The sequence below is a fragment of the Vulcaniibacterium thermophilum genome, assembly GCF_007923255.1.
Lineage (GTDB): Bacteria > Pseudomonadota > Gammaproteobacteria > Xanthomonadales > Xanthomonadaceae > Lysobacter_F > Lysobacter_F thermophilum.
On record NZ_VOHJ01000007.1, the window covers coordinates 84,054 to 107,580 of the forward strand.

Sequence of the window (23,527 nt, forward strand, 5' to 3'; positions counted from 1 at the left end):
TACTGCCAGGGGCGGATGAGCGGCACATCATACCGCCGGCTCCGCTGAAGGGGAAAGCGGCTCCGCGTGGGCTTGCAGCGCCGAGAGGTCCAGCGCATCGACGCGGATCTCGCCGGTCATCAGCTCGTGCAGCAGGGCCTTGAACAGATCTTCCAGCACCGCACGCTTCTTGCGGTGCAGCTCGATCTTGCGGTCGATGGCGTCGAGGATGGCGACGATTTCGCGCTGTTCGTCGAGGGTGGGCAAAGGAACGGCCAAACTCTTGAGGATTGCGCCGGTTAGTGCTGCCCTTGTACTTCCATTCCCGGACGCAAGTTGCCGTAGATATTGGTACTGGTTTTCCAAGTAGCTCCTGAGGAAGCCGGAGGAAATCGACTCTGCTTTTGGCTGTATGAAGCCGACATGTCTGCTGGTTGTTGCTTCTACGTCAAGAACCGCACAGTGCCCCAGGGTCTTTCCCTGTCCAACGATAGCGATGAGGACGGCACCTGGCTGAAGCAGCGGTAGACTGCACTCCTCCAGTGCCGCACGAGTGACATGCGTTTCAGATCCCGTGATCTGCCGTTCGTACATCTTGCCGCTGGTGATCCACGGAATCGTTCCGCCTTGCCAGTAGGCGGCATGTCGTCGGTTGGGTGTGGTGCCGTTGCCGATCTTGCCGAGTGCGCCGAGCGGCACGACCTCCCAACTCTCCGGCACCGGCCCGATCTCGGTCTCCTTCTGCGGCTCGCCGCGCAGGCCGCGCGTGAACAACTCGCGCATGGCGGCGCGTTTGAGTTCCTGCGCCGTCGCGGCCGCCTTATCGTGAACTCTGATGGCCTCACGCACCTCGGCGAGTGTCCGAGCGATCTCCCGCTGCTCTGCCACGGAGGGGTGTGGCACCTCCAAGCTCGCGAGCCGGTTGCGCGAGAGATTGGGAATGGTCGTCTTGTTGCCCGCCCCCTCGAAGATGCCGAGCTGCGTGAAAGCACTCTGCAGGAAGTAGACGTAGAACCGTGGCTCCACATCGCCGCGGATGGGACGCAGACGATGCAAGTGATTCTGGAACGCCATCATGGGGACACGCCCGTCCCAAACGGCCGCCCGCCCAATCTCGCCGCCTTCGCACACCAACAAATCGCCGGCTTTCAGACTCTTGTCGACCAGCTCACTGGGCGGGATGGACATTTCATCCACTTCCGTCAAGTCGATGTCGTCCCACAGCACATTCGAGGTGCGCAAGAACGGCATCCTGTCCGTTCCCGCTCGCGCGGCCGCCGACATCGTCTTGCCGGCACCGATTTCGAACAGCTCGCCCAAAGGCCGCCATGTCCAGTTCGGATTGGTCATAGTGGTGCGAGCAACCTGGCAAGGGTTTGGTCGATTTCGCGAGCCTTTTCGTCTAGCGCGAGCATGTCTGCGACGATGGCCTTGATGGGGCGATGATCCGCATCGCCGCCCTGAGCGACCCACCGGCCCGGACTCAAGTTATAATCCGCCTCCCGCGCCTGTTCGGTGGTGATGACCGCCAGCTCCCCCTCTACCGGCTCGCCCTTGAGATACATCGCCGCCAGCGGCCGGATGTCCTCCTCCGGCAGGTAGTTCTTGGGCCGGCCCTTCTTGAAGCGGCGGCTGGCGTTGAGGAGCACGATCCGGCCCTTGCGCGCGGCGCTCTTGCGCTTGGAGAGCACGACGATGACGCCGGCGGCGGTGGTGTTGTAGAAGAGGTTCTCGGGCAGCAGGATCACGCCGTCGATCAGGTCCTGATCGACGAACCACTTGCGGATGTTGCGTTCCTTGTCCTCGTTCTTGGAGCCGGAGCCGCGCGTAACTGCGCCCGTATCGAGCACCACGGCGGCGCGGCCGTGGTCGTTCATGCAGGCCAGCGTGTGCTGCAACCAGGCCCAGTCCCCTTTGCCGCTGGTGATGCCGCCGGCGGTGCGGAAGCGGTCGAAGGGGTCGTTGGCGAAGATGTCGGGCGCGAAGGGCTGGTTCCACATCGGGTTGGCGACGACGATGTCGTGCCGCCTGATGGAACCGTCCGCGTTGCGGAACTTGGGGTTGATCATGGTGTCGCCGCGCGCCAGCTCCACCTCCATGTCGTGGATGATGGCATTCATCTGCGCCACGGCGTAGCTCTCGGCCTGCAGCTCCTGGCCGCTGAGCTTGAGCGGCACGCGGCTCGTCGGGTCCAGCTCCCGCGCGACGAGCTGGAGCTTGATCAGCAGCCCCGCCGAGCCGCAGGCGTAGTCGTGGCAGGTCTCGCCGGGCTTGGGCCGCAGGATGTGGGCCATCAGAAAGCCGACCTCGGTCGGCGTGAAGAACTCGCCAGCGCTTTGGCCGGAACCTTCGGCGAACTTGCGCAGCAGGTATTCATAGGCGCGGCCGAGGAAGTCGGGCTGCACGTCGGCCAAGCCCAGCCGGTAGCGCGGGTCGGAGAAGGTCTCGACCACGCCGCGCAGCTTGGCCGGATTGATGTCGCGTTCGCCGTTGCGCTCGGCGGCGAAGTCCACTACGTCGATCACGTTGGAGAGGGAGGGGTTTTGTTTGACCACGGCGCGCACGGCGCGGGTCAGGTGCTCGCCGATGTCCCGAGGCGCGGTCGGGCGGCCGCGCTCATCCAGCGGCCAGTCGAAGGACTCGCGCCCGCTGATCACCGCCCAGCGGGCTTCCGGCGGCAGGTAGAAGCGCAGCAGCGAGTGGTCCGACTCGGCAATCTCCAGGGCGGTGGCGCGGTCGCCGTACTCCTCGGCCAGCCGCTCGATCTCGTCGTCGAACACGTCGGACAGGCGCTTGAGGAAGAGCAGCGGCAGCAGGTAGTCCTTGAACTTGGCCGCGTCTTTCTCGCCGCGGATGGAGCAAGCCGCGTCCCACAGCATCTGCTCCATGGGCTTGGTGGTGGGTGTCGCGGCCGTTGCCCGGCCCGTGCGACGTCGGGTCACCTGAGCGGCCGCTTCAGCGGGCGGGGGGGCTTCGGCGCCTTCGACCCCCGCCTCGCGAGCCAGCGCAAGGATCGCCTCCTGCGCCGCGCGCTGGGGCTTGTTGCCGCCACCTTCCCAGCGGTTGACCGTGGCGAAGGAGACGCCCAGGCGCTCGGCAAGCTGTTCCTGGGTAAGGTTCAAGGCCGCGCGCGTGGCACGAAGGATCGCGGGGAAGTCGGCTTGTTGTGTCATGTCTGCTATGTTTGCTATATTTTCTGCGATTGTCAAGCGGGGCTGCAGCGCAGCCGAACGCGGCGGCAAGAACCTCGAAGGAGCAGACGATGAGCGGGAACCGATGGGACGTGGCCGGCGTACCCCACAAGGGATGGGCGTGCATCGACGTGGTCGATCTGCGCGGCGACGGCGCGCGCGCCGACGAGACCAGCTACGAGACCTGCCAGATGTGCGGGAACGAGAAGATCCGGTTCGTCCATGTCATGGCGCACGCCGACGTCGACGAGCCTTACCGGGTTGGCTGCGTCTGCGCGGAGAAGATGAGTGGCGACTACCAGGGGCCGCGTCGGCGCGAAGGGCGGCTACGGAATCGAGCCACCCGACGGTCAAGGTGGTTGGACCGCAGGTGGCGTGTCTCAGCCAAGGGCAACCTGTTCCTGAACGTCGAGGGTCACAACCTCGGGGTCTACAAGACCAAGGCAGGCCGATGGGGATATCGAATCGGCAACCGGTTCGGCCAGCGGACGTATGCCGCCCTGAACGAGGCGAAGTTGGCGCTGTTCGATGACTTCTGGGCGATGACCCAAGACGACGACGGACTGTGGGCCGCGGGCTGACTCGAAGAACCCGGCGGGTTCGGCACAACTGCGCGGGTTCCCGAGTAGTCCCCTTGTGCGCGCACGCCGTGGAATCTAGCCGCTGAATCCCGCAGGGCAGTGGATCAGCGTTCAGTTCTCGCTGGTAGTCCACCACCACGAATCCGACGCCCGGCCGCAAGGCCGGGCGTTTTTCTTTGCGGCGCGATGACCCTGCGCTCGCCTGCGCGCATGCCGCGACCGGAGCGGGCGATCGTGCGAAAATGCCGGGCCGATGGCCCCGTAGCTCAGCTGGATAGAGCGTCCCCCTCCTAAGGGGAAGGTCGCACGTTCGAATCGTGTCGGGGCCGCCACGGAAGCAGGAACGCGGTGCACGCGTGCGGATGCGAGACGACGCACCGCCTGCCCGTGTTCGTCCCTCGCACGCTCTCGGAGATCCGCATGACCCACCCCGTCCTCACCGCGCTCGGCCTCGGCGAGCAGGAATCCGGCACCTATCTCGGCAACGGCGAGTGGAGCGCCACCCGCGATGCGGGCGTGCTGGAGCCGGTCAACCCGACCACGGGCGAGGTGCTGGGCCGCGTGTTCGCGTCCTCGCGGCAGGATTACGAGACCATCGTCGAGCGCGCGCAGGCGGCATTCAAGGTCTGGCGCACCACGCCGGCGCCGAAGCGCGGCGAGGCGATCCGCCTGTGCGCCGAGGCGCTGCGCAAGCACAAGGACGCGCTCGGCTCGCTGGTCGCGCTGGAGATGGGCAAGTCGAAGCCCGAGGGCGACGGTGAGGTGCAGGAGATGATCGACATCGGCGACTTCGCCGTCGGTCTCTCGCGCCAGCTCTACGGCCTGACCATGCACTCCGAGCGACCGGGCCACCGCATGTACGAGCAGTGGCATCCGCTCGGCCTGGTCGGGATCATCTCGGCGTTCAATTTCCCGGTCGCGGTGTGGAGCTGGAACAGCTTCATCGCCGCGGTGTGCGGCGACATCTCGATCTGGAAGCCGTCGCCGAAGACGCCGCTGTCGGCGATCGCGTCGATGAAGATCTGCAACGAAGCGCTGCGCGCCGGCGGCTTCCCGGACATCTTCTTCCTGTTCAACGACGCCGGCAGCGAGCTGGCGCAGGAATTCGTCGACGACCACCGCATCCCGCTGATCAGCTTCACCGGCTCGACCCGCGTCGGCCGCATCGTCGGCGAGCGCGTGGCGCGCCGCATGGGGCGCTCGCTGCTGGAGCTGGGCGGCAACAACGCGATCATCGTCGACCCCACCGCCGACCTGAAGCTGGCGATCCCCGCGATCGTGTTCGGCGCGGTCGGCACCGCCGGCCAGCGCTGCACCACCACGCGCCGGCTGTTCGTGCACGAGTCGATCTACGACGAGGTGCTCGCCAGGCTGATCGCCGCCTACAAGCAGGTCGAGCAGAAGATCGGCGATCCGACCGATCCGCGGAACCTGATGGGCCCGCTCAACAGCCGCGAGGCGGTGCAGGCCTACCTCGACGCGATCGAGAAGGCGAAGGCCGCCGGCGGCAAGGTCGAGACCGGCGGCGCCGCGCTCGACCGGCCGGGCTTCTTCGTGCTGCCGACCATCGTCACCGGCCTCGCCAACGACGCCGCCATCGTGCAGCAGGAAACCTTCGCGCCGATCCTGTACGTGATGAAGTACCGCGAGCTGGACGAGGCGATCGAGATGCAGAACGCGGTGCCGCAGGGCCTGTCGTCGGCGATCTTCACGCAGAACCTGAAGGCGGCCGAGAAGTTCCTGTCGGCGGCCGGTTCCGACTGCGGCATCGCCAACGTCAACATCGGCACCTCCGGCGCCGAGATCGGCGGCGCATTCGGCGGCGAGAAGGAAACCGGCGGCGGCCGCGAATCCGGCTCCGACGCCTGGAAGGCCTACATGCGCCGCCAGACCAACACCATCAACTACTCCGACGCGCTGCCGCTGGCGCAGGGGATCAAGTTCGATCTGTGAACAAGCCGGGAATCGGGAATCGGGAATCGGTAATCGGGAATCGGGAATGAACCCTCGTCGCTGCCGCGCTTACCCCAATCTCTCCCGCTTCTACCGATTCCCGATTCCCTCTTCCCGATTCCCATAACCGTGTACTCCCTCGCCCGCCCCTTCCTGTTCGGCCTCGATCCCGAGCGCGCCCACGGCGCCGGGCTGCGGGCGCTCGAAGTGGCGTACCGGACCGGCACCATCGGGCTGCTGGCGAAGACGGCCGAACCGCTGCCGACGCGGGCGTTCGGGCTGACGTTCCCCAATCCCGTGGGCCTCGCCGCGGGGCTGGACAAGAACGGCGAGCACATCGACGCGCTGTTCGCGCTCGGCTTCGGGTTCGTCGAGATCGGCACGGTGACGCCGCGGCCGCAGGCCGGCAACCCGAAGCCGCGCCTGTTCCGCCTGCCCGAGCAGCAGGCGCTCATCAACCGCATGGGCTTCAACAACGCGGGCGTCGAGAAGCTGGTGCGCAACGTCAAGCGCGCGCGCCGCCGCGGCGGCCTGCTCGGCATCAACATCGGAAAGAACAAGGACACGCCGAACGAGGCGGCGGAGAACGATTACCTCTACTGCCTCGAGCGCGTGTATCCGCTCGCCGACTACATCACCGTCAACATCTCCTCGCCGAACACCGCGGGCCTGCGCGAGCTGCAGGAGGAACAGGCGCTGCGCCGGCTGATCGGCACCCTGCGCGAGGCGCAGGAGCGCTACGGCGCGCGTCACGGGCGGCGGGTGCCGATGCTGGTGAAGATCGCGCCGGACCTTTCGGACAACGACATCGACGCCGCCGGCCGCGTGCTCGGCGATCTGCAGGTGGACGGGGTGATCGCGACCAACACGACGACCTCGCGCCTGTGGGTCGAAGGGGCGCGCCACGCGGACGAAGCCGGCGGCCTGTCCGGCGCGCCGCTGATGGGTCCGTCCACCACCGTGCTGCGCCGGCTGCGCACGCGCCTGCCCGAGCACATTCCGGTGATCGGCGTCGGCGGCATCCTGTCGGGCGCGGACGCGGTCACCAAGGTCGCCGCGGGAGCGACGCTGGTGCAGTGCTACACGGGCCTCATCTACCGCGGCCCGCAGCTCGTGTACGAATGCATCGAGGCCATCCGCCGCCGGCGCCATGCGCCGAGCCGCGGTCCGGTGCCGATCGACGCATGAGCGAAGCGATCCGCATCCTGCGCGATGCCCCGCTGCGCGCGCGCAACACGTTCGGTGTGGAAGCGACCGCGCGCTGCCTGGTCGAGGTGGCCGACGCCGGCGCGCTGCCGGACGCGCTGTCGCTGCCGGAACTGCGCGGGACCGCACCGCTGGTGCTCGGCGGCGGCAGCAACCTGCTGATCGCGGCCGATCCGCCGCAGCCGCTGCTGGCGCTGACCGGCGCGCGCGTGCGCCTGGTGTCCGACGAGGGCGGGAGCGCGATCGTGCGCGCCGAGGCGGGCGCGAACTGGCACGCGTTCGTCATGCGCACGCTCGATCAGGGCCTGTGCGGCCTGGAGAACCTGGCGCTGATCCCCGGCACCGTGGGCGCGGCGCCGATCCAGAACATCGGCGCCTACGGGGTCGAGGTGCGCGAGCGCATCCACGCGGTGGAGGCCTGGGACCGCGAACGCGGCGCGCTGCGCCGGCTGAGCGCCGACGATTGCGCGTTCGCCTACCGCGACAGCCGCTTCAAGCGCGAGCCGGAGCGCTGGATCGTCACCGCGGTGGAGTTCGCCCTGAGCCGCCGCGACGAGCCGCGGCTGGACTACGCGGGGATCGCCGAGGAACTGCACGCGCGCGGCATCGCGCGGCCGTGCGCGCGCGACGTCGCCGAGGCGGTGATCGCCATCCGCCGGCGCAAACTGCCGGACCCGGCGGTGCTCGGCAACGCCGGCAGCTTCTTCAAGAATCCGATCGTGCCGGCGGCGCAGGCCGAGGCGCTGAGGGCCATGCATCCGGCGCTGCCGGTGTTCCGCGGCGACGGCGCGCACAGCCGCAAGCTGTCGGCGGCGTGGCTGATCGACGCGTGCGGCTGGAAGGGCCATCGCGAGGGCGACGCCGGGGTGGCGCCGACGCATGCGCTGGTGCTGGTCAACCACGGCGGCGCGACGGGCGCGCAGCTACTGTCGCTGGCGCGGCGCATCGCCGCTTCGGTGCACGAACGCTTCGGCGTCGTGCTGGAACCGGAGCCGCGCGTGATCGGCGCGAGCTGGCACTGACACCGACGGCGAGGGCACGGCGTGACGAGCGAGGGCGGACAGGCGAGGACACGGCGGGAGGCCCACGCCGCACCATGACCACCCACGCGCGCGCGGCGCTGCTGATGCTCGGCAGCACCCTGTTCTTCGCCCTGATGGCGGTGGCGATCCGGCTGGCCTCGCAGTCGCTGCACACGTTCGAGATCGCCTTCTTCCGCAACTTCTTCGGCGTCATCGCCGCACTGCCGCTGTTGGTGCGGCACGGACCGGGCCTTCTGCGCACCACGCAACTGCCGCGCTACGCGATCCGCTGCGTGATCGGCGTCGGCTCGATGTTCTGCGGCTTCTGGGCGATCGGCCATCTGCCGCTCGCGCAGGCGGTGACGCTGTCCTACTCGACGCCGCTGTTCGTCACCATCCTCGCCGTGTGGTGGCTCGGCGAGCAGGTGCGCGCGCGCCGCTGGGCGGCGGTGGTGGTCGGCTTCGTCGGCGTGCTGGTGCTGGTGCGGCCGGGCACCGCGAGTTTCACCGCCGGTTCGCTGGTGGCGGTGGCGGCGGCGGTGCTCAGCGCGATCGTGTCGATCCAGATCAAGCAGCTCTCGCGCACCGAGCCCGCCGACCGCATCGTGCTGTGGACGACGATGCTGTGGGTGCCGCTGTCGCTGGGACCGGCGCTGTTCGTGTGGGAGTGGCCGCAGGGCATCACCTGGCTGTGGGTGGCCGCCGCCGGCGCGCTCGGCACCTCGGGGCACATGCTGTGGACGCGCGCGATCAAGCTCGGCGACGTGTCCGCGCTGACGCCGATCAGTTTCATGCAGTTGCCGGTGGTGGCGCTGTTCGGATTCGTGCTGTTCGACGAGAGCGTGGACCGCTGGACGCTCGCCGGCGCGGCGATCATCCTCGGCTCGAACGCCTACATCGCGCATCGCGAGGCGCAACTGGCGCGGCGTCATGCAACCACCGCGCCGGTCGAGGCGGCCAAGCCGGGCGAGTGAGGCGCCGGGCCCTCTCCCGCGCGGGGAGAGGGCGATCGGACATCACCCGCGCATCCCCGCGGGAGCGCGCGATGCGCCGGCGCCGGCGCCGGCGCCGATCACGGCGTCACCGTCATCGACACCCGCAACGCCACGCGCGGCCGCAGCGGGTCGTTGCTGGCGACGCAGACGTAGCCCGCGTACGCGCCGGGCGCGAGGCCGCCGGCGTTCAGCACCAGACGCACGGACCGCGAGCCGTCGGGCCACAGCACGTCGGCCGAGGGAATGGCCGCCGCGATCCACGGCGCGCCGCAGGCGACCTGCCCTTCCACCTGCCAGGCCAGTCCGGGGAACGCGGTGGTCGCGCTCCACGCGCCCGGCGTGGGGAGCGTGATGGTCGAGAATCCGCCGCTGCCGCTGTCGGAGGCGAACCACACCCAGCGGTTGGCGAACGTGCTGCGCGCGTGCACCACCAGCCAGTAGCGGCCGGCCGGCAGGGTGACGTCCTGTCCCGCCGCGGCCAGATCGAGCGCGATCGTGCCGCCGGTCGTGCTCACGCCCGGCGAGCCGGGGGCGGCGGTGTACGACCACACCGCGAGCGCGGGCGCCGTCTCCGGATTGCCGGCGGGCGCGCCGCCGTTGTCCGGATACAAGCTCCACGTCAGTTGCGAGGCGGTCGACGCCAGCGGCAGGCCGCTGGAGACGAAACCGTCCGCCACCAGGCGCGACAGCCGGGTCGATTCGCCCAGCGTGAAGTCGTCGGCGGCGAATTGCGCCAGCGGATTGGTCGAGTCGGTGTAACGCGTGCTGCGGAAGCCGGAGAACTGCGCACCGATCGCCGCGCGGGCGATGGTGACGCTGCCGCTGCCGGAGCGTTCGACCGAATACCGCAGCCACGAACCGCCCTCGTTGCGCACGTCGACCGTGACGCTGCCGATGCCGCCGGCGGGGACGGTCGCACCGACCGCCTCGGGCGCCAGCGCCAGCGCCGGCGGCTGCACCGCGATCGCCATCGGCAGACGCAACGTCGGCAGCGTGCCGGTACCGAACGTCACCGGCGTCAGCACCAGCGTGCCGAACCGGAAGCGGCCGTCGGGCGCGATGGCGTGGCTGTCGACCACGATGGCGATCGTGCGGCTCTCGCCGGGTGCGACGCTGAACACGAGCGGCCAGGCCGCGCCGCGCAGCCCCTCCACCCGCACCGCCCAGGTCTGGCGGTGACCGAGGGTGTTGCGGAACGTGCGCTGGAACGTGCAGCGCAGGAAGCACGAGCCGCGGATCAGGCTCGGCTGGTTGAGCGTCGCCGGATCGCCGCCCGTGGCCGGGTCGGCCGCGAGGTAGTCGGTCCGCGTCTCGTGCATCACCAGCCCGGCGCGCACCGCGCGGTCGACCTGGATGCGGCCGGCGCCGCGCGCGAACGGATCGGCGGCGGTGGTGCCGTCCTCCAGCAGCACCTCCCGCTTGGCGGTCATCGCCAGCGCGGATTTGATCTCCGGCGCGGTCCAGTCCGGATGCGCCTGCCGCAGCAATGCCGCCGCACCGGCGTGATGCGGCGAGGCCATCGACGTGCCGCTCATCAGGCCGACCGCGTTCTCGAAGCCGGTGACGGTGGTGCCGGCGATCACCGCGAGGATGTTGACGCCCGGCGCGGTGACGTCGGGCTTCAGCAGGTCGTAGGCGCCGGCCGGCCCGCGCGAGCTGAAGGCCGCAAGCTGGTCCGGCGTGTTGGGGATCAGCACGCCCGGATAGCGGATGCCGGCCGTCACCGCCCCCGGATGCGCGGCCGCGAAGTCGCGCAGCGTATCGCCGCTGGCCTGGGTGACGCCGAACACCGGGATCGTCGCGCCCGGCACGGACGGGATGATGCCGCCCGGCTGGTTGTTGGCGATCACCACCGCGATCGCGCCCGCCGCGGCGGCGTTGCCCGCCTTGACGGTGAATGCGCAGGTGCCGCGCCGCACGAGCGCGATCGCGTTCTGGAACGTGTTCGGCGCGAACGCCGCGCAGCCGTCGGCCGCGGTATCGATGCCGGGGCTGACGACGAGCGGCGTGGTGCCCGGCACGGGGCCGCTCAGGCTCACGCCGCCGGTGCCCTCGTTGAGCACGATGCCCTGCAGCGCCGGCGGCACCGGCGCCGGGCCGGTCACGTCCAGCAGCAGCGCGTAGTCGTCGCGGCCGTGCTGGGCGGCGGCGGTCGACGCGGTCCAGGGCTCGTTGTGGCTCAGCGTGTTCGGCGCGGGGCCGGCGTTGCCGGCCGAGGTCGCGACGTAGATGCCGGCGTCGACCGCGTTGAGGAAGGCGAGCGAGACCGCGTCGCTCCACGGATCGGCGCCGCCGCCGATCGAGAAGTTGAGCACGTCGACCACGCCGTCGGCGACCGCCTGGTCCACCGCCGCCACCGAGGAGACGTTCGGGCACAGCCCGCGCCCGTCGGCCAGCCGCGTGTAGCAGACGTCGTAGGCCACGATGTTGGCGTGCGGCGCGACGCCGGAAATGCGCAGGTTGCGCCCCTTGTAGAGCACCTCGCGATGGTTGCCCGCGGCGGTGGAGGCGACGTGGCTGCCGTGGCCGTTGGTGTCGCCGAAGCCCGGCTCCTCGCGGTAGAGGCTGGTCAACGTGCAGATCGTCTGCGTCGGCTGCGACGGATCGGGCGCGACGTTGCAGACGAAGTCGTAGCCGCCGATCAGTTTGTCGTTGCAGCGCCCGGCATCGATGCCGCCCGGCGCGCAGGTGCCGAGGAAATTGCCGGCGCCGAGCGGATTGACGTGCGCGTGGCCGTCGAGCGGCCCGGTGGCGGCGAACGACGGGCTGCCGAAGTTGATGCCGGTGTCGATCACGCCGACCACCACGCCTTCGCCCTGGAACCGTCCCGGGTTGCCGGGCGTGGTGCCGAGCCAGAGCCTGTCGGCGCCGATCAGCAGCGGGCCGGTGTCGGTTTCGATCTCGTACTCGCGGTACTCCTCCACCAGCCGGACGCCGGGCATCCGGCGCAGGCGGTTCGCTTCCGCCGGCGCGAGCTCGGCGATCACGCCGTTGATCGCGTGCTGCATGCGATGCCGCACCTGCAGCGGCCGCCCGATCGCGCGGGACAGTTCGGCCTCGCGCGTGGCCTGCACCCGCTTCAGATGCTGCACGTACTGCCGTGCCGCGGCGCTGCGCATGTCGATGCGGCCACGCGCGCTGCCGCCGGTGGCGCGCGCCGGCGCCGCCAGCCCGCTCACCTCGCCCTTGTACGAGGCGACCGGCGCTTCGGGAAACACCACGATGTAGGGCCGCGTCTGCCGCTCGAGCGGACTGCCGCCCGCCTGCGCCGCCGTGGGCGGCGAACCGTCGAACGCACGCGTGAGCGCGCCGAAGGACAACGCACGCGTCACGCCACCGCCGAAGTGCAGCACGGTCGCGCCCGCCGCCGCCACGCCGACGAGCAGCGCGGCCGCGAGCCACTTCTTCCGTTTCGTAGCCATGTCGGGGATTCCGGGTGTCGAGCGCGCCGGAACGCATTCCGGCCACGCCGTCGTGAACGGGCGGAAGCGGGGGCTTCCGGCGCTCCGACGGGCCCCTTCCATCGGCACGCCCGGCGACCTTAGGCGCATCGCCCGGCGATTGCTCGCCGCGTCGCAACACTCATCCGTGGCCGACTCGACCATGGCGCGCCATGCGGTTCGCGGGATGCGGGGCCGCAGGCGGCCGCAGCGGAATCGCCGCGCACGGCGACCGCTCGTCGGATGCGAGACGAGCGCGGGCGCGAACGCGGGAGCGACTGCCGGAGCGGCGCCAGCAGCTACCGCCCGCGGCGCCCGCCGTGCAGACGCCACGGACGGCGCGCGCGGAACGCGACCAGATACGCCCCCACCGTCCAGATGCTCGCCGCCGCCCAGCCGGCCACGATGTCCGACGGGTAATGCACGCCCAGATAGACGCGCGAAAAGCCCACCAGCGGCACGAACACCGCCATCAGCGCGAGCACCGCGCCGCGCCAGCGCGTGTGCCACGCCAGCAGAACCAACACCCACGCCAGCGTCGCCGAGCCCATCGCGTGGCCGCTGGGGAAGCTGAAGGTCATCTCCGGCGCGATCGACTCCCACAGCGAGGGCCGCTCGCGCGCGAACACGTACTTGGTCAGCACGTTCAACAGCGCCGAACCGCCCAGCGCGATCGCAGCGAACGCCGCCTCGCGATAGCGCCGCAACACTGCGAGCATCAGCACCAGCGCGACGTCGAACGGCACCACGCCGTGCAGGTAGCCGATGCGCGTGACCGCGACGAAGAAGGTGTCGAGCTCCGGGGTCGCGATCGACCGTGCCAGCAGCAGCAGCGGCGCATCGAAGCCGATCGTCTCGCGCTCGTGGATCTCGTCGGCCAGCTCGGCGAACGCCCACATCGGCGCCAGCACGCCGACGAACACCAGCGTCAGCCGCAGCAGACGCCGGCGCAGCCAGGGCAGCAGGAAGGCGGGCAGCTCGCGCGCGAGCCTGCGCGACGCGGCGCGCGTGGGCGCGGCGTCGTCAGGCTCCGGCGCCGTATCGCCGTTCCACATAGCGGTCGATGAGCGCGATGAACTCGTCGGCGATGTTCTCGCCGCGCAGCGTCACCGTCTTCTGCCCGTCCTCGAACACCGGCGCCGCCGGCGCCTCGCCGGTGCCCGGCAGCGAAATGCCGATGTTGGCGTGGCGCGATTCGCCCGGCCCGTTCACCACGCACCCCATCACCGCCAGCGTCAGGTTCTCGGCGCCGGGGTGGGTGATCTTCCATTCCGGCATCTTCGCGCGCACGTGCTCCTGCACGCGCTTGGCCAGTTCCTGGAAGAACGTGCTGGTGGTGCGCCCGCAGCCCGGGCAGGCGGTGACCATCGGCGTGAACGCGCGCAGGCCCATCGTCTGCAGCAGTTCCTGGGCGACGATCACCTCGTTCGTGCGCGATTGCCCGGGTTCCGGCGTGAGCGAGATGCGGATGGTGTCGCCGATGCCTTCCTGCAGCAGCACCGCCAGCGCCGCCGCGGAGGCGACGATGCCCTTGCTGCCCATCCCGGCCTCGGTGAGGCCGAGGTGCAGCGCGTAATCGCCGCGCCGGGCGAGCTCGCGGTACACCGCGATCAGCTCCTGCACGCCGCTCACCTTGGCCGACAGCACGATGCGGTCGGCCGGCAGCCCCAGCTCGACCGCGCGCGCGGCCGAGTCCAGCGCCGAACGGATCAGCGCCTCGCGCAGCACGTGGCCGGCGTCCCACGGCTCGGCGCGCCGGGCGTTCTCGTCCATCAGCGCGGCGGCCAGCTCCTGGTCGAGCGAACCCCAGTTGGCGCCGATCCGCACCGGCTTGCCGTAACGCAGCGCGAACTCGATCAGTTGCGCGAACTGCACGTCCTTCTTCTTGCCGAAGCCGACGTTGCCGGGGTTGATGCGGTACTTGGCGAGCGCCTCGGCGCAGGCCGGTTCCTTCGCCAGCAACTGGTGGCCGTTGTAGTGGAAGTCGCCGATGATCGGCACCTCCACCCCCATCATCGCCAGCCGCTCGACGATGCGCGGCACCGCCGCGGCGGCCTCGGGGGTGTTGACGGTGACGCGCACCAGCTCGGAGCCGGCGCGCCAGAGTTCGGCCACCTGCTTCGCCGTCGCGGCGACGTCGGCGGTGTCGGTGTTGGTCATCGACTGCACCACCACCGGCGCACCGCCGCCCATCGTCACCCCGCCGATCCGCACCGCGCGCGTGGGCCTGCGCGGCGCGGGGCCGAAGGCCCATTCCTCGAGCGTGGCGGCGACGGAGGGCGTGTGCTGCGGGGCGACGGCGTTCATCCGCGCATTGTAGGCGCAGGCGCCCCGCGCGAGGCGGGGCGGGCGAGGCACGCAGTCCCCGCCCGTCATCCCCGCGCAAGCGGGATCAGCGCCGTCGACCGCGCCGACAAAGACTCCCGCCCGCCGGGATCCTCCATCCGCGTTCATCCGCGCAGATCCGTGGCCAACCCCGCCCCGCAACCTTCCCACCACGCCCGCCCGGCGCTACTGTGGCCGGCCCCGTTCCGCCCGCTCCGATGCACGCCGACACGCCCCGCGAGATCCTCACGCCGAGCCAGCTCAACACGCTGGCGCGCGACCTGCTGGAAGGCGCGTTCCCGTTGGTGTGGGTGGAAGGCGAACTCGGCAACGTCTCGCGGCCGTCGTCGGGCCACCTCTACTTCACGCTGAAGGACGAGCGCGCGCAGATCCGCTGCGCGATGTTCCGGCCCAAGAGCACCTGGCTGCGGTTCCAGCCGCGCGAGGGCCTGCGCGTGCTCGGCCGTGGGCGGCTGACGCTGTACGAGGCGCGCGGCGACTACCAGTTGGTGTTCGACCACCTCGAGGAAGCCGGCGAAGGCGCGCTGCGGCGCGCGTTCGAGGCGCTGAAGGCCAAACTCGCCGCCGAGGGCGTGTTCGATGCCGCGCGCAAGCGGCCGTTGCCGGCGTTCGCCCGCCGCATCGGCGTGATCACCTCGCCCACCGGCGCGGCGGTGCGCGACGTGCTCAGCGTGCTGGCGCGCCGCTTCCCGCTGCCCGAGGTCGACGTGCTGCCGGTGCCGGTGCAGGGCGATGGCGCCGCGGCGCAGATCGTGGCGATGCTGCAGCGTGCGGCGGCGAGCGGCCGCTACGACGTGCTGCTGGTGACGCGCGGCGGCGGTTCGCTGGAGGACCTGTGGGCGTTCAACGACGAGCGCCTGGCGCGGGCGATCGCCGCCTGTCCGGTGCCGGTGGTGTCCGCGGTCGGCCACGAGATCGACACCAGCCTGTCCGATTTCGCCGCCGACATGCGCGCGCCGACGCCGAGCGTCGCCGCCGAGCTGCTGGTGCCGCACCGCGACGACCTCGCGCGCCGGCTGCAGGCGATCGCGCAGCGGCTCGACGCATTGCAGCGCCACCGCCTGCGCGCGGCGATGCAGCGCGCCGACCGCGCCGCGCTGCGGCTGCACGCGCTGCGGCCGCAGGCGCGGATCGAGCTGATGTGCCGGCGGCAGGCCGAGGCGCTGCGCCGGCTCGACGCCGCGCTGCAGCGACGGCTCGAACGCGAGCGCGCGCGTCTGCGTCACGCGGACGCCTGCCTGCGCGCGCACCATCCGCAGCGCCGGCTGTCGCGCCTGCGCGAACGGCTGGCTGCGGTCGGCATGCGCCCGCAGGCGGCGATCGCACGCCGCCTGGCGGGCGACGCGCTGCGCCTGCGTTCGCTGGCACGTTCGCTCGAATCGGTCAGCCCGCTCGCCACGGTCGCCCGCGGCTACGCCATCCTGCAGCGCGAGGACGGCCACGTCGTGCGCCGCATCGACGACGTGCAACCCGGCGACGCCCTGCGCGCGCGCGTGGCCGACGGCCACCTGACCCTCAACGTGCTCGCCCGCGAATCGCAGTCGCCGTAGGGCGGGTCTCGACCCGCCGTTTTTTCGTCCCGCAGCAGATGCGCCGGCAGCGTAGCGCACAGGTTGGGTCTCGACCCGCCGTCTCCCGCTTCAGCCGTAAGGCGGGTCCTGCCCTACCGTTCTTTCCGTCCTGCCGTTTTCGTAGGTTGGGCTGAGCGCAGCGAAGCCCAACATCGCATCGCCAAGCCCACCGCGTGGCGCGGGACGTTGGGCTTCGCCTTCGGCTCAGCCCAACCTACGCACTCGGCGCGTAGGGCGGGTCTTGACCCGCCTTTTCCGTCCTGCAGCAGAGGCTTTTGCGCGACCCGCCACCCCCTTGGCCATCCCACCACGCATGCCGCATCGCTCGGGCGATCGCGATTCACCTCCTGCGGCGCGGGGATCGCGACCGATCTCAACCGACGCGCTCTCACTTGACGTCGATCTGCCGGGCGGCCTTCCCTGTTCGCTCAGAATGCTTCCAGCAGCGCCTCGATCTCCTTCACCCTCGCCTGGGTGACCTCGAGGCGACACGCTTCGGTCAGCCCCTCTGCTTCCGCCCGGCTCATCCCCTGCAGCAGGGGGACACTCTCGCAGTGCCGGTCGCGATAGGCGCGCCACGCGTCCCTGCCTTGCAGGAAGGCGCGCTCGAGGTCGACAAGGTAGTCGGGATCCGACGCACGATACGACGCATACGCCGCCGACGCGTTATCCAGAAGCCTCGATTCGAGCGCTGCAAGACGTCGTTCCGCCTCATGCATGGCGCGATATGTCGAACAGAGCCTGCTCGACGCGCAGAGGCGCGCATCGAGCTTCGAATGACACGCTTCGCGCTCGGCATAGAAGCCGGCAGTCCGGCAGGCCGCGTCATCGGGCATCCGATCCGCCGGCGCGACGTCCATCGCGCGTACCGTCCCGCACGAGGCCAACGCGCCCGCCAGCAGCACGCTTCCCATCATCTTCTCCAACCCTAGCATCACCCGCCTCCTTGGCGTCCCTGGGCGGCGTGCATCATACGGGGCGCGTGGAGCGAGCCGCCAAGATTGCGGTTGATCGAAACCCACCACGCCCCGCGCTATAACGACCGCCTGCCGCGGGAGCCGTGTCATGTCCATCCCCACCCTGCCCTGCTATCTCGCCAACCGCCCGTTCGCACCCAACCACGATCTCGCGGTGCACGACAAATACAGCGGCGAATGCGTCGCGCACGTGGCGCTCGCCGATGCCGCGGCGGTCGAGCGTGCGATCGCGGCGGCGCATGCGGCCCGCGCGGCGATGGCGGCGATGCCGCCGTATGCGCGGCGCGACGTGCTGGAGCATTGCGTGCGGCGCTTCCAGGATCGTGCGGAGGAACTCGCGCTGGCGCTGTGCCAGGAAGCCGGCAAGCCGATCCGCGACGCGCGCGGCGAGGTGGCGCGGCTGATCGACACCTTCCGCATCGCCGCCGGCGAAGCCACGCGCATCGGCGGCGAGGTGATCGAGCTGCAGGTGTCCGAACGCGCGCGCGGCTACCGCGGGATGACGAAGCGGGTGCCGGTCGGCGCGTGCAGCTTCATCACGCCGTTCAACTTCCCGCTCAACCTGGTGGCGCACAAGGTCGCGCCGGCGATCGCCGCCGGCTGCCCGTTCGTGCTGAAACCGGCGCTCGACACCCCGCTGGGCGCGCTCATCATCGCCGAGGTGCTGAGCGAGACCAGCCTGCCGGAAGGCGCATTCTCGGTGCTGCCGTGCACGAACGAGGATGCGTCCGCGCTGGTGGAGGACGAGCGCATCGCGCTGCTCAGCTTCACCGGAGGATCGATCGGGTGGGAACTGAAGGCGCGCGCGGGGCGCAAGAAGGTCGTGCTGGAGCTGGGCGGCAACGCGGCGTGCATCGTCGATGCCGATCCCGGCCAGCCGCTCGAACGCGTGGCCGAGCGGCTGGTGTTCGGCGCCTACTACCAGAGCGGGCAGAGCTGCATCAGCGTGCAGCGGATCATCGTCCATGCCGCGGTGTACGAGGCGCTGCGCGATGCGCTCGCGGCGAAGGTCGCCGCGCTGCGGATGGGCGATCCGCGCGAGGAGGACACCTTCATCGGCCCGGTGATCGACGCGCGCGCGGCCGAGCGCATCGAAGCCTGGGTGCGCGACGCCTGCGCCCGCGGCGCGCGCCGCATCGTCGGCGGCGAACGGCGCGGCACGCTGCTGCCGGCCACGTTGCTGGAGGATGTGCCGCGCGACTGCGACCTCTACCGCAAGGAAGCGTTCGGCCCGGTCGCGATCCTCGAACGCGTCGACAGCTTCGAGCAGGCGCTCGAGCGCTCCAACGACAGCGCTTTCGGCCTGCAGGCGGGCGTGTTCACCGCCTCGCTCGCTAACGCGATGCGGGCGTGGGATGCGCTCGAGGTCGGCGGCGTGGTGGTGGGCGACGTGCCGAGCTTCCGGGTCGACAACATGCCCTACGGCGGGGTGAAACAGTCGGGCCTGGGCCGCGAGGGCGTGCGCAGCGCGATCGAGGACATGACCGAGCCGCGGCTGCTGGTCGTGCGCGGCTGAGCCGTTCGGTTCGCATCGCATCGACCCCGCCCCGGGCAGGCTGCCACCCTCCGGCCGCGAGGTGGCGCCTCATGCGTACGTACGTTCTGCTGCTCGCGTTGCTGCTGGCCGGTACCGCCGGGGCCGCTGCGCCCGATGAGGACGCGCTGGTGTTCGTCCGCGCGAGCTACCGCGACGCCGCGCAACTGCAGCGCATCGGCGAGCGCTTCCAGCACGCCATCGTCGACCGCGCCGCACGCACCGTCCAGGTGGAAGCGACCGCCGACGACATCCGCTTCCTGCGCCGCGCCGGCTTCCGCGTCGAGATCGACCGCGCCGCCACCGCGCGCATGCGCGAGGCCGAACGTGCGCTGGCCAGCGGCGTCGGCATCGCGTCGATTCCGGGCTACGCCTGCTACCGCACGGTCGAGGAGACCTACGCCACGATGGACGCGCTGGCCGCGGCGCATCCGAACCTGGCGCGCGTGATCGACATCGGCCCGAGCTGGCTGCGCACGCGCGATGCCGCGCAGGGCTACCGCATGCGGGTGCTGCGGCTGACCAACGCCGCCACCAACGCCACCTTCACCGACAAGCCGAACATGGTCGTGTTCGCCTCGGTGCACGCCCGCGAATACACGCCGGCGGAACTGCTGACACGCTTCGGCGAATGGCTGGTGCTCAACTACGGCACCGACAGCGAGGCCACCTGGCTGCTGGACAGCTTCCGCTTCCATCTGGTGCTGCAGGGCAACCCCGACGGACGCAAGAAGGCCGAGGCCGGCCAGTCGTGGCGCAAGAACGTCAACACCAGCTACGGCGCCTGCAGCGCGAGCGCGTACGGCGTCGATCTCAATCGCAACTTCCCCTATCGCTGGAACAGCGCCAGCGGCGGCTCCAGCGGCAATCCCTGCGCCAGCACCTACCGCGGCCCGCTGCCCGGTTCGGAGCCGGAAACGGCGAATCTGATGCGCTACGTGGCGGGCACGCCGGACGCCTCCGGCGTCCATCGCGGCGGCGTGCTCCCCGACCGCCGCGGCGATGCCGTCGGCGCGGCCGCGCCGGCCGACTACCGCGGCCTGTTCGTCGATCTGCACAGCTATTCGCGCCTGGTGCTGTGGCCGTGGTCGCACACCACCGCGCCGACCGCGAACGCGACCGCCCTGCGCACGCTCGGGCGGCGGCTGGCGTACTTCAACGGCTACTCGCCGCGCCAGTGGACGGGGCTGTACGTGGCCGACGGCACCAACACCGACGCGATGTACGGCGCGCTCGGCGCGCCGAGCTACACGATCGAGCTGGGCGTGGCCTTCTTCGAGAGCTGCTCGACATTCGAGGGCACCACGCTGCCGCGCAACCTCGCCGCGCTGCGCTACGCGGCACGCAATCTGCGCGCGCCCTACGGCTACCCCGCCGGCCCCGACGCCACCGCGATCGCCATCGCCCCCGCGCGCGTGGACGCCGGCCAGCCGGTGACGGTCGGCGCGACGCTCGACGACGGCGTCTTCAACCAGAGCAACGGCACCGAGCCGGTCCAGGCCATCGTCGCCGCGCAGGCGTTCCTCGACCAGCGACCGTGGACGGCCGGCGCCACCGCGCGCGCGATGACGGCGGACGACGGCGCGTTCGACGCGACGCGCGAGCGGGCGTCCGTCGTGGTGCCGACCTCGGGACTGGCGCCCGGCCGCCATGCCGTGTTCGTGCGCGGCATCGACGCCAGCGGCCGCGCCGGCACGCCCGACGCCGTGCACTTCACGGTGGCCGGCAGCCGCAGCTTCGCCAACGGCACCGACCTCGCGGTACCCGACCGCGGCAGCGCCACCAGCACGCTCGCGGTCGCCGGTCTGAGCGGCACCGCGCCGTCCGCACTCGCGGTGAACGTCGAGATCCGGCATCCGGACCGCAGCGCGCTCCGCGTGGAGCTGATCGCGCCCGGCGGGACCGTGTGGCGCCTGCACGACCGCGGCGGAAGCGGGCCGGACCTGGTCGCCGCCTACCTCCGCGATGCCTCCCGCGAAAGCGCCAACGGCACGTGGCGGCTGCGCGTGACCGACCAGGCGGCCGGCAATGCCGGCCACCTCGCGCACTGGAGCCTGCGTTTCGACTACTGAGCGCGACGCGCCCGAGGCGCCACAACCCCGTTGCGCGTCCCTGCGCGTTCACCCCCTCGACTCCAACGAGGGAACGCCCATGCCGCACCGTCGATACCTGCCCGTCGCCCTGTCCGTGCTGGCCGCCGCCACCCTGGCCGCGTGCCAGAGCGTGCGCACCGGGAACGAGGCCGCCCAGGCCGATCCGCAGCCGCGCGAAGCCGCGGCCGAACGCGCGCTCGACCGCATCGAGGTCAGCGGCTCGCGGATCGCCGGCCACGCCGCCGCCAGGCCGGCGACGGTGGCCGCGCAGCTCGCCGCTCCGGCGCCGCCGCCGTCCGCACCGGCCTACTGGCAACCGGCCAACACCGAGAAGTACGCCGAACGCCGCGACAATCCGGTGCAACGCGCCCGCGAGCAGCCGGTCTCGACGTTCTCCATCGATGTCGACACCGGCAGCTACAGCAACGTGCGCCGCATGCTCGCCGACGGCGTGCGCCCGCCCGCCGATGCCGTGCGCGCGGAGGAGTTCCTGAATTCGTTCCGCTACGGCCATCCGGCGCCGGACAGCCGCGAGGTGCCGTTCCGGGTCAGCACCGAGCTGGCGCCCGCGCCGTGGAACGGCAGGCGCCAGTTGCTGATGATCGGCATCAAGGGCTACGAGATGCCAAAGGCGGCGCTGCCGCCGGCCAACCTGGTGTTCCTGATCGACACTTCCGGTTCGATGCAGGCGCCGGACAAGCTGCCGCTGCTCAAGCGCGCGTTCGCGCTGCTCGTCGAGCAGCTGCGCCCGCAGGACCGGGTGTCGATCGTCGCCTATGCGGGCTCCGCCGGCCTCGTGCTGCCGCCGACGCCCGGCGACCGCGGCGGCGAGATCCTGGCGGCGATCGAGCACCTCGAAGCCGGCGGCAGCACCAACGGCGGCGAAGGCATCCGGCTCGCCTACGCCACCGCGAAGCGGGCGTTCGTCGAAGGCGGCGTCAACCGCGTGATCCTCGCCACCGACGGCGACTTCAACGTCGGCGTGACCCACCCCGGCGCGCTGGAGACGCTGGTGGCCGACCAGCGCCGGCACGGCATCGCGCTGACCACGCTCGGCTTCGGCGAGGGCAACTACAACGACGCGCTGGCCGAGAAGCTGGCCGACGTCGGCGACGGCAACCACGCCTACATCGACAGCGTGCACGAGGCGCGCCGCGTGCTAGTGGAGCAGATGGGCGGCACGCTGTTCACCATCGCCCGCGACGTCAAGATCCAGATCGAGTTCAACCCCGCCCACGTCGCCGAGTACCGCCTGATCGGCTACGAGAACCGCCTGCTCGCGCGCGAGGACTTCGCCAACGACCGGGTCGATGCCGGCGAGATCGGCGCCGGCCACGAGGTCACCGCGCTGTACGAGATCACCCCGGTCGGCAGCGGCGCCGAGCGTCTGCCGCCGCTGCGCTACGGCGCCGAGACGCCGGCCGGCGGACCGCAGGGCGAGATCGCGCATCTGCGCCTGCGCTACAAGCGCCCCGGCGAGGACGAAAGCCGGCTGATCGAAACGCCGATCCGGCGCGCGCAGCAGACGCACGAAGCCAGCCCGCGCCTGCGGCTGGCGGCGACCGTGGCCGCCTTCGCCGACCTGCTGCGCGGCGGCGAGCACATCGACGGCTGGCGCTGGGACGACGCGCTGCGCGAGGCGCGCGCGCTGCGGACGATGGACGCGCGCGGGCAGCAGCGCGAGCTGGTGGGGTTGATCGAGCGGGCGCGCGCCGTGGCGGAAGGCGCGGCCGCAGACGGGGTCGCGGTCGGCGAGTGAGCGTGGCGGACGCCGCGGTCGCGCGGGCCGTCGCCGCGGCGGGCGCCTGCCCGCCGCGCGACGGCCGGCCGGCGGCCGCCGGCTTCCCGGCGAACGGCCGAGCCCGTACGCTGCCGCGGGTGAATGCGGCGGACGCGAGCGACGAGATGCTGATGCTGGCCTGGACGGCCGGCGACGTCGCCGCGTTCGAGATGCTCTACGGCCGCCACCGCGCCTCGCTGTACCGCTTCCTGTTGCGGCAGACGCGCAACCCCGCGCTCGCCGACGAGTTCTTCCAGGACGTGTGGCAGCGCGTGATCGCCGCCGGCAAGGGCTGGAAGCCGGACGCCGCGTTCAGAACCTGGCTCTATCGGATCGCGCACAATCGCCTCGCCGATCATTGGCGCGCGATGCAGTACCGCCCCGCCGCGCCCGAAGACGCCGACCAGCGCACCGCCGCGGTGGCCGACCCGAGCGACCCCGAGCGCGAGCTGTCCGAGTTCGAGCAACGCCGCCAGTTGCAACTGGCGATCGAGACGCTGCCGGAGGAGCAGCGCGAAGTGGTGCTGCTGCGCCTGGAGCACGAACTGAGCCTGGAGGAGATCGGGCAGATCACCGGCGTCGGCCGGGAAACGGTGAAGTCGCGGCTTCGCTATGCCCTCGACAAGCTGCGGCAGAGACTCCACGAATGAACGAGCGTCCCGTCGAACCGCTGAGCCCCGAGGAGCGCGCGCTGGCCGAGCGGCTGGCGCGCCTGGGCCCGCACGACGGGCCCTCGCCGGCGCTCGACGCGCGCATCCTCGGCGCCGCGCACCAGGCGGCCGCCGCGCGGCCGCGCCAAGCGCGGCGGACGCTGTGGTTCGGCCTGACCCCGGCGCTGCTGACCGGCGCCGGGACCGCG

17 protein-coding genes and 1 tRNA gene are annotated in these 23,527 nt (G+C 71.2%); 12 read left to right on the forward strand and 6 right to left on the reverse strand.

From position 1 onward, the window contains the following. Nucleotides 1-27: 27 nt before the first annotated feature. Together FQY64_RS04870 and FQY64_RS04875 are read right to left on the reverse strand one after the other, a co-directional pair. Nucleotides 28-1,329, reverse strand: a complete 1,302-nt coding sequence (locus tag FQY64_RS04870) for a restriction endonuclease subunit S (protein WP_146472576.1) — start codon at nucleotides 1,327-1,329, stop codon at nucleotides 28-30. Next, on the reverse strand, nucleotides 1,326-3,152 hold the full coding sequence (locus FQY64_RS04875) for an N-6 DNA methylase (protein ID WP_146472577.1): 1,827 nt from the start codon (nucleotides 3,150-3,152) through the stop codon (nucleotides 1,326-1,328). The genes FQY64_RS04870 and FQY64_RS04875 overlap by 4 nt, the downstream gene beginning before the upstream one ends. Nucleotides 3,153-3,241: 89 nt before the next feature. Between FQY64_RS04875 and FQY64_RS04880 the strand changes: the two genes are divergently transcribed. From FQY64_RS04880 to FQY64_RS04905, 6 genes are all read left to right on the forward strand, one after another. Further along, nucleotides 3,242-3,751 (forward strand): hypothetical protein, encoded by a 510-nt coding sequence (locus FQY64_RS04880; protein ID WP_146472578.1) that lies wholly within the window; start codon nucleotides 3,242-3,244, stop codon nucleotides 3,749-3,751. Nucleotides 3,752-4,006: 255 nt separating this feature from the next. Beyond that, nucleotides 4,007-4,083 (forward strand) — tRNA-Arg (locus FQY64_RS04885). Between the two features lie 88 nt (nucleotides 4,084-4,171). After that, nucleotides 4,172-5,704, forward strand: coding sequence for an L-piperidine-6-carboxylate dehydrogenase (gene amaB / locus FQY64_RS04890; RefSeq protein WP_146472579.1), 1,533 nt, complete (start codon nucleotides 4,172-4,174; stop codon nucleotides 5,702-5,704). 129 nt (nucleotides 5,705-5,833) lie between these two features. Further along, nucleotides 5,834-6,892: a quinone-dependent dihydroorotate dehydrogenase gene (locus FQY64_RS04895; protein WP_146472580.1), complete on the forward strand. Its 1,059-nt coding sequence runs from the start codon at nucleotides 5,834-5,836 to the stop codon at nucleotides 6,890-6,892. Further along, nucleotides 6,889-7,932, forward strand: a complete 1,044-nt coding sequence (gene murB, locus FQY64_RS04900) for a UDP-N-acetylmuramate dehydrogenase (RefSeq protein ID WP_146472581.1) — start codon at nucleotides 6,889-6,891, stop codon at nucleotides 7,930-7,932. The genes FQY64_RS04895 and murB overlap by 4 nt, the downstream gene beginning before the upstream one ends. Nucleotides 7,933-8,006: 74 nt before the next feature. Then, nucleotides 8,007-8,906 (forward strand): DMT family transporter, encoded by a 900-nt coding sequence (locus FQY64_RS04905; RefSeq protein ID WP_146472582.1) that lies wholly within the window; start codon nucleotides 8,007-8,009, stop codon nucleotides 8,904-8,906. A gap of 98 nt (nucleotides 8,907-9,004) precedes the next feature. On the opposite strand, the gene FQY64_RS04910 is transcribed toward FQY64_RS04905, so the two are convergent. The 3 genes from FQY64_RS04910 to ispG form a co-directional block, all read right to left on the reverse strand. Beyond that, nucleotides 9,005-12,349, reverse strand: a complete 3,345-nt coding sequence (locus FQY64_RS04910) for a S8 family serine peptidase (RefSeq protein ID WP_146472583.1) — start codon at nucleotides 12,347-12,349, stop codon at nucleotides 9,005-9,007. 317 nt (nucleotides 12,350-12,666) lie between these two features. Continuing rightward, nucleotides 12,667-13,422, reverse strand: coding sequence for a phosphatase PAP2 family protein (locus tag FQY64_RS04915; protein ID WP_146472584.1), 756 nt, complete (start codon nucleotides 13,420-13,422; stop codon nucleotides 12,667-12,669). Further along, a complete protein-coding gene (gene ispG, locus FQY64_RS04920; RefSeq protein WP_146472585.1) occupies nucleotides 13,391-14,674 on the reverse strand; it encodes a flavodoxin-dependent (E)-4-hydroxy-3-methylbut-2-enyl-diphosphate synthase in 1,284 nt (427 codons plus the stop codon). Before ispG ends, FQY64_RS04915 begins: the two co-directional genes overlap by 32 nt. 236 nt (nucleotides 14,675-14,910) lie before the next feature. On the opposite strand from ispG, the gene xseA reads away from it, so the two are divergent. Beyond that, the gene (gene xseA / locus FQY64_RS04925) at nucleotides 14,911-16,263 is read left to right on the forward strand and encodes an exodeoxyribonuclease VII large subunit (RefSeq protein WP_146472586.1); all 1,353 of its coding nucleotides are present in this window, start codon (nucleotides 14,911-14,913) and stop codon (nucleotides 16,261-16,263) included. 449 nt (nucleotides 16,264-16,712) lie between these two features. Here xseA and FQY64_RS04930 read toward each other — a convergent pair whose 3' ends face one another. Beyond that, a complete protein-coding gene (locus FQY64_RS04930; RefSeq protein ID WP_186760857.1) occupies nucleotides 16,713-17,198 on the reverse strand; it encodes a lysozyme inhibitor LprI family protein in 486 nt (161 codons plus the stop codon). 151 nt (nucleotides 17,199-17,349) lie between these two features. On the opposite strand from FQY64_RS04930, the gene FQY64_RS04935 reads away from it, so the two are divergent. The 5 genes from FQY64_RS04935 to FQY64_RS04955 form a co-directional block, all read left to right on the forward strand. Then, nucleotides 17,350-18,777, forward strand: coding sequence for an aldehyde dehydrogenase family protein (locus FQY64_RS04935; RefSeq protein ID WP_146472588.1), 1,428 nt, complete (start codon nucleotides 17,350-17,352; stop codon nucleotides 18,775-18,777). Between the two features lie 71 nt (nucleotides 18,778-18,848). Next, entirely contained in the window at nucleotides 18,849-20,867 is a 2,019-nt protein-coding gene (locus tag FQY64_RS04940; RefSeq protein ID WP_146472589.1) for a M14 family zinc carboxypeptidase, read from the forward strand. Between the two features lie 79 nt (nucleotides 20,868-20,946). Then, a complete protein-coding gene (locus tag FQY64_RS04945; RefSeq protein WP_146472590.1) occupies nucleotides 20,947-22,647 on the forward strand; it encodes a vWA domain-containing protein in 1,701 nt (566 codons plus the stop codon). A 152-nt stretch (nucleotides 22,648-22,799) separates the two neighbouring features. Beyond that, nucleotides 22,800-23,318, forward strand: a complete 519-nt coding sequence (locus FQY64_RS04950) for an RNA polymerase sigma factor (RefSeq protein WP_425476670.1) — start codon at nucleotides 22,800-22,802, stop codon at nucleotides 23,316-23,318. After that, nucleotides 23,315-23,527 (forward strand): hypothetical protein (locus tag FQY64_RS04955; RefSeq protein WP_222431754.1); only part of this gene is annotated, 213 nt, incomplete at its 3' end. The genes FQY64_RS04950 and FQY64_RS04955, both read left to right, overlap by 4 nt.

Excerpts from the sequence above, each read along its gene's own strand:
- FQY64_RS04870 (WP_146472576.1), bottom strand. The coding sequence starts at position 1,329 with ATGACCAATCCGAACTGGACATGGCGGCCTTTGGGCGAGCTGTTCGAA.
- FQY64_RS04875 (WP_146472577.1), bottom strand. The coding sequence starts at position 3,152 with ATGACACAACAAGCCGACTTCCCCGCGATCCTTCGTGCCACGCGCGCG.
- FQY64_RS04880 (WP_146472578.1), top strand. The coding sequence starts at position 3,242 with ATGAGCGGGAACCGATGGGACGTGGCCGGCGTACCCCACAAGGGATGG.
- amaB (WP_146472579.1), top strand. The coding sequence starts at position 4,172 with ATGACCCACCCCGTCCTCACCGCGCTCGGCCTCGGCGAGCAGGAATCC.
- murB (WP_146472581.1), top strand. The coding sequence starts at position 6,889 with ATGAGCGAAGCGATCCGCATCCTGCGCGATGCCCCGCTGCGCGCGCGC.
- FQY64_RS04905 (WP_146472582.1), top strand. The coding sequence starts at position 8,007 with ATGACCACCCACGCGCGCGCGGCGCTGCTGATGCTCGGCAGCACCCTG.
- FQY64_RS04910 (WP_146472583.1), bottom strand. The coding sequence starts at position 12,349 with ATGGCTACGAAACGGAAGAAGTGGCTCGCGGCCGCGCTGCTCGTCGGC.
- FQY64_RS04915 (WP_146472584.1), bottom strand. The coding sequence starts at position 13,422 with ATGTGGAACGGCGATACGGCGCCGGAGCCTGACGACGCCGCGCCCACG.
- ispG (WP_146472585.1), bottom strand. The coding sequence starts at position 14,674 with ATGAACGCCGTCGCCCCGCAGCACACGCCCTCCGTCGCCGCCACGCTC.
- xseA (WP_146472586.1), top strand. The coding sequence starts at position 14,911 with ATGCACGCCGACACGCCCCGCGAGATCCTCACGCCGAGCCAGCTCAAC.
- FQY64_RS04930 (WP_186760857.1), bottom strand. The coding sequence starts at position 17,198 with ATGGGAAGCGTGCTGCTGGCGGGCGCGTTGGCCTCGTGCGGGACGGTA.
- FQY64_RS04935 (WP_146472588.1), top strand. The coding sequence starts at position 17,350 with ATGTCCATCCCCACCCTGCCCTGCTATCTCGCCAACCGCCCGTTCGCA.
- FQY64_RS04940 (WP_146472589.1), top strand. The coding sequence starts at position 18,849 with ATGCGTACGTACGTTCTGCTGCTCGCGTTGCTGCTGGCCGGTACCGCC.
- FQY64_RS04945 (WP_146472590.1), top strand. The coding sequence starts at position 20,947 with ATGCCGCACCGTCGATACCTGCCCGTCGCCCTGTCCGTGCTGGCCGCC.
- FQY64_RS04950 (WP_425476670.1), top strand. The coding sequence starts at position 22,800 with ATGCTGGCCTGGACGGCCGGCGACGTCGCCGCGTTCGAGATGCTCTAC.